Below are 3,377 nucleotides of genomic sequence, written 5' to 3'. Positions count from 1 at the left end.
GGGTATACGGATTTAATGGTTGATGGGGCACCTTCACCCCATCAATCTGATACCACCCTCAGATGGTTGATAGATCGACTCCGTAGTTGAGTTCCTCTGCGAAGTCCGGCAGTCCGTAACCGATGGTTTTCTTGTAGAAAGGAGAGACCTTCGCAGTCGGTGCCTTCTTCTTGTGCTTCGTGGTGTAGAGCATTCGTGCCCGCATCACCTCGAAGGAGTAACCGCGCCCTTCACGGTTCTTGTCCTTGGCCAGTCGGTTGATGGACTCCGTGTAAGCGTTGGTGACGGGCATGTCCGTCTCGAAGTAGGTCATGGTCTCTTCGCGCCAGTTTCCCACTGCCCTGACCAGATCGCTCCAGACTTCCTTTTGGCCCTTCGGGATGGTGGCTATCCACTCGTCCAGGGCGGCTTCTGCCTGGAGCCGTGTGATGGCGTCCCAGATGCCGTAGAAGCGTTCCTTGTGCTCGTAGGCGGCCAGCAGTTGCGGGAATGCGCCTGTCCAGGTCTCCATGATCAGCCGTTCCCGATCTGAAACTTCGTGAGCGCGTTTCAGCAGGATCTTCCGGTCGCCCTTGAGGGTTCGGCTCTGGGAGGGTTTCAGCTCCTTTCTGAGGCCCTTGCGCACCTTCTCCAGGGCATCGTTGGCCATGCGTACCACATGGAACTTATCGACCACGATGCGGGCCTGTGGCAGCACGGCCTTGACCGCTGCCCGGTAAGGGTTCCACATGTCCATGCTGACGATCTCGACCTTCTGCCGGTCTTTCAGCTTCATCAGGTAATTGGTCACCACGTCCTGGCGGCGGGTGGCCAGCAGGTCGAGCAGGGTTCGCTCCTCGATGTTGGTCAGGATGCAGCGGTAGCGCTTGTTCAGGTATAGCTCGTCAATGCCCAGGATGCGGGGCGTCTCGAAGCGGTGCCAGCGCCCCAGGAACTCGGCGCGGGCGTTGAAGATGTCGCGCACCGTCTTCTCGTCCAGGCCGGTCTCTGTGCCGCCACAAAGGTGTAGGGGTGGTTGAAGGATTCCTTCTCCACGTACTCATGCAGCCGCAGTGTCATACGGAATCCGTCCACCACCTCCGGTAGCTGGGGCCTGAATGTTGTCTTGCAGGCCCGGCAGGTGTATCGGCGGCGGACCACCCAGAGAGTGACCCGCTTGCCTTGGATGGGCAGATCACGATGGGGAACATCACGCTTGCCGAACCGCACGAACTCACCCTGCACGCCGCATTCCTCGCAGGCGATCGGATCGGGCACGTCCACCTGGAAGTGCATTTCGTCGTCGGTTGATTTGCAGCCCAGTACTTGGTATTGCGGCAGGTGAAGGATGTTGTCGGGAAGTTCGGTCATGGTGTTGTATAGGCGTAGGTGTCAGTCAGATCCATCCGGCTCGGCATTGGTGTTTGTTTTTTTACCCAACAAGCTGCCGGAAACGAAAAGTAAGGCACCGAGGACAATTGCAATATCAGCCAGGTTGAAGGCCGGCCAATGCCAGTCTCGCCAATAGAAATCAAAGGAATCCACAACATAGCCGCGAAAGACCCGGTCAATCAGGTTGCCCATGGCGCCACCGAGGATAAGACTGTAAGCGATGGCTTCTCCTTTATGACGATTTTCAAGGATAAGCTTGATCAGAAAAATCGAGACCACCACCGCGATTCCGATAAAAAAGTAGCGCTGCCAGCCTCCACCATTCGCAAAAAGACTGAATGCGGCACCGGTGTTCCATACGTGCACCCAGTTAAAGAACGGGGTCACTGAAATAGACTCGCCATAGGCCATTGATTGCTGCACCAGCCACTTTACAGCCTGATCAGACGCTGCCAGCAGGCCCGATATGGACAACAGGGCATACGGCGAGAGCTTTTTGCCAATAATGAGCATTATTTAACCCTTCAACGCCAAAATGCGTCTGGCACCGTTAAGTACAATGCCCCCCGCGATGGTGCCGATAATCAGATCCGGATAATTGGAACCGGTCCACGCGACCAGGGCGCCGGCGGTGATGACCCCCAGGTTGATCACCACGTCGTTGGCCGAGAATATCCAGCTTGCCTTCATGTGCGCCCCGCCTTCCCGATGTTTGGATATGAGCAGCAGACAACTGGTATTGGCAATCAATGCGACGAATGCGATAGCCATCATCACCAGCGATTCAGGCTCACTACCGAATACAAAGCGTCTCACCACCTCTACGAGCACGCCCACAGCCAAGATCAGTTGCAGTACACCAGCAAGATGCGCGGCACGTACCTGCATTTTCACGCTATGTCCAACCGCATAAAGGGCAAGCCCGTACACCGCCGCATCGGCAAAATTGTCCAGGGATTCTCCAATCAGGCCGGTGGACTGGGCGATCAGACCGGCAGTCATTTCCACCACGAACAGAAGTGCATTGATGCCGAGCAACCAGCGCAGGGTCCCGGATTCTTGCTTAGCAGAAGCTGCCGAAAACTCGGCGGCCTTGATGGTCTCCGGATTTGCAGCGACGGTTTCCTGAAGCGAGGCGCCTAGCCCCAAGGTCTTCAGTTTCGAGGTGACGGGCTCGACCTCGCCGTCATGCACGACCTTCAGCCGGCGGTTCGACAAGTCGAAGGACAGCGCCCGAATCTCCTCAAAGCCGTTCAGGGCTAGGCGAATCATTCGCTCTTCTGATGGACAGTCCATCTTCGGCACGGCATAAACGCTGACCCATCTCCCCGGCGCTTCGGAGGAGGCCTGTATATCGGTATCCGCCGCGGACGTTGCATCACCGCCACAGGCGCCGCCACCACAGGATTTGTTCATGATACGACTCCACTTGAACAATGTTGTGGTACCATTTAAAACTATAAAGCTACTATAAGGTCAATAGAGTAAAGAATCCGTTGGGGAGGAGGCTGATGCGTATTGGTCAGTTGGCGCAGTTGGTAGGGGTCGAAACACAGACGATCCGCTTCTATGAACAGCAAGGCTTGTTGCCGCCGCCTGATCGGCAGGACAACGGTTACCGTGTCTATACCGAGAAGCATGGTGAGCGGCTGGCCTTCATCCGTCGCTGCAGAATCCTAGGCCTGTCACTGGCTGAGATTCACGAACTACAGAGCTATCAGGACGACCCTCATCAGCCTTGTACCGCCGTCAACGCCTTGCTCGATGATCACATCTCTCATGTGCGGTCGCAGATAACCGCTCTGCAAGCGCTTGAGAAACAACTCGTTTCACTGAGAGCGAGTTGCAACGATGACCGGGAAGTTGAGGCGTGTGGGGTTCTTGCTGGAATTAGCGAAGGAAACATGCACCAGCAGTAGGTGAAGCATCAACCAGATAATCCGATGAGATGCCGGTCTGTCTCACTCTCATGCAAAGGTAAGATCAACCATTTAATCCGCTTACCC

3 protein-coding genes and 1 pseudogene are annotated in these 3,377 nt (G+C 55.9%); 1 reads left to right on the top strand and 3 read right to left on the bottom strand.

What is annotated here, in order from left to right:
- Window positions 1-58: 58 nt before the first annotated feature.
- From HZS80_RS23095 to HZS80_RS23085, 3 genes and pseudogenes are all read right to left on the bottom strand, one after another.
- Window positions 59-1,350: pseudogene (locus tag HZS80_RS23095) on the bottom strand (ISL3-like element ISPpu12 family transposase).
- A gap of 21 nt (window positions 1,351-1,371) precedes the next feature.
- Complete coding sequence (gene lspA, locus HZS80_RS23090; RefSeq protein WP_095622753.1) at window positions 1,372-1,884, bottom strand: signal peptidase II; 513 nt, start codon at window positions 1,882-1,884, stop codon at window positions 1,372-1,374.
- Window positions 1,885-1,887: 3 nt separating this feature from the next.
- The gene (locus tag HZS80_RS23085; protein ID WP_113271304.1) at window positions 1,888-2,787 is read right to left on the bottom strand and encodes a cation efflux transmembrane domain-containing protein; all 900 of its coding nucleotides are present in this window, start codon (window positions 2,785-2,787) and stop codon (window positions 1,888-1,890) included.
- Between the two features lie 95 nt (window positions 2,788-2,882).
- Here HZS80_RS23085 and cadR point away from each other — a divergent pair, with 95 nt between their 5' ends.
- Window positions 2,883-3,290 carry a Cd(II)/Pb(II)-responsive transcriptional regulator gene (cadR, locus tag HZS80_RS23080; RefSeq protein ID WP_035566955.1) on the top strand — a complete coding sequence of 136 codons (408 nt, stop codon included), beginning with the start codon at window positions 2,883-2,885 and terminating at the stop codon, window positions 3,288-3,290.
- The last annotated feature ends 87 nt before the right edge of the window (window positions 3,291-3,377 follow it).

It is taken from the genome of Vreelandella glaciei, assembly GCF_013415125.1.
In the GTDB taxonomy this organism is placed as follows: Bacteria; Pseudomonadota; Gammaproteobacteria; order Pseudomonadales; family Halomonadaceae; genus Vreelandella; species Vreelandella glaciei.
This window is presented reverse-complemented; position numbering and strand designations above follow the sequence as displayed.

Bases quoted from the DNA above. Each gene is read 5' to 3' on its own strand.
- cadR (WP_035566955.1), top strand. From the start codon at position 2,883: ATGCGTATTGGTCAGTTGGCGCAGTTGGTAGGGGTCGAAACACAGACG.
- lspA (WP_095622753.1), bottom strand. From the start codon at position 1,884: ATGCTCATTATTGGCAAAAAGCTCTCGCCGTATGCCCTGTTGTCCATA.
- HZS80_RS23085 (WP_113271304.1), bottom strand. From the start codon at position 2,787: ATGAACAAATCCTGTGGTGGCGGCGCCTGTGGCGGTGATGCAACGTCC.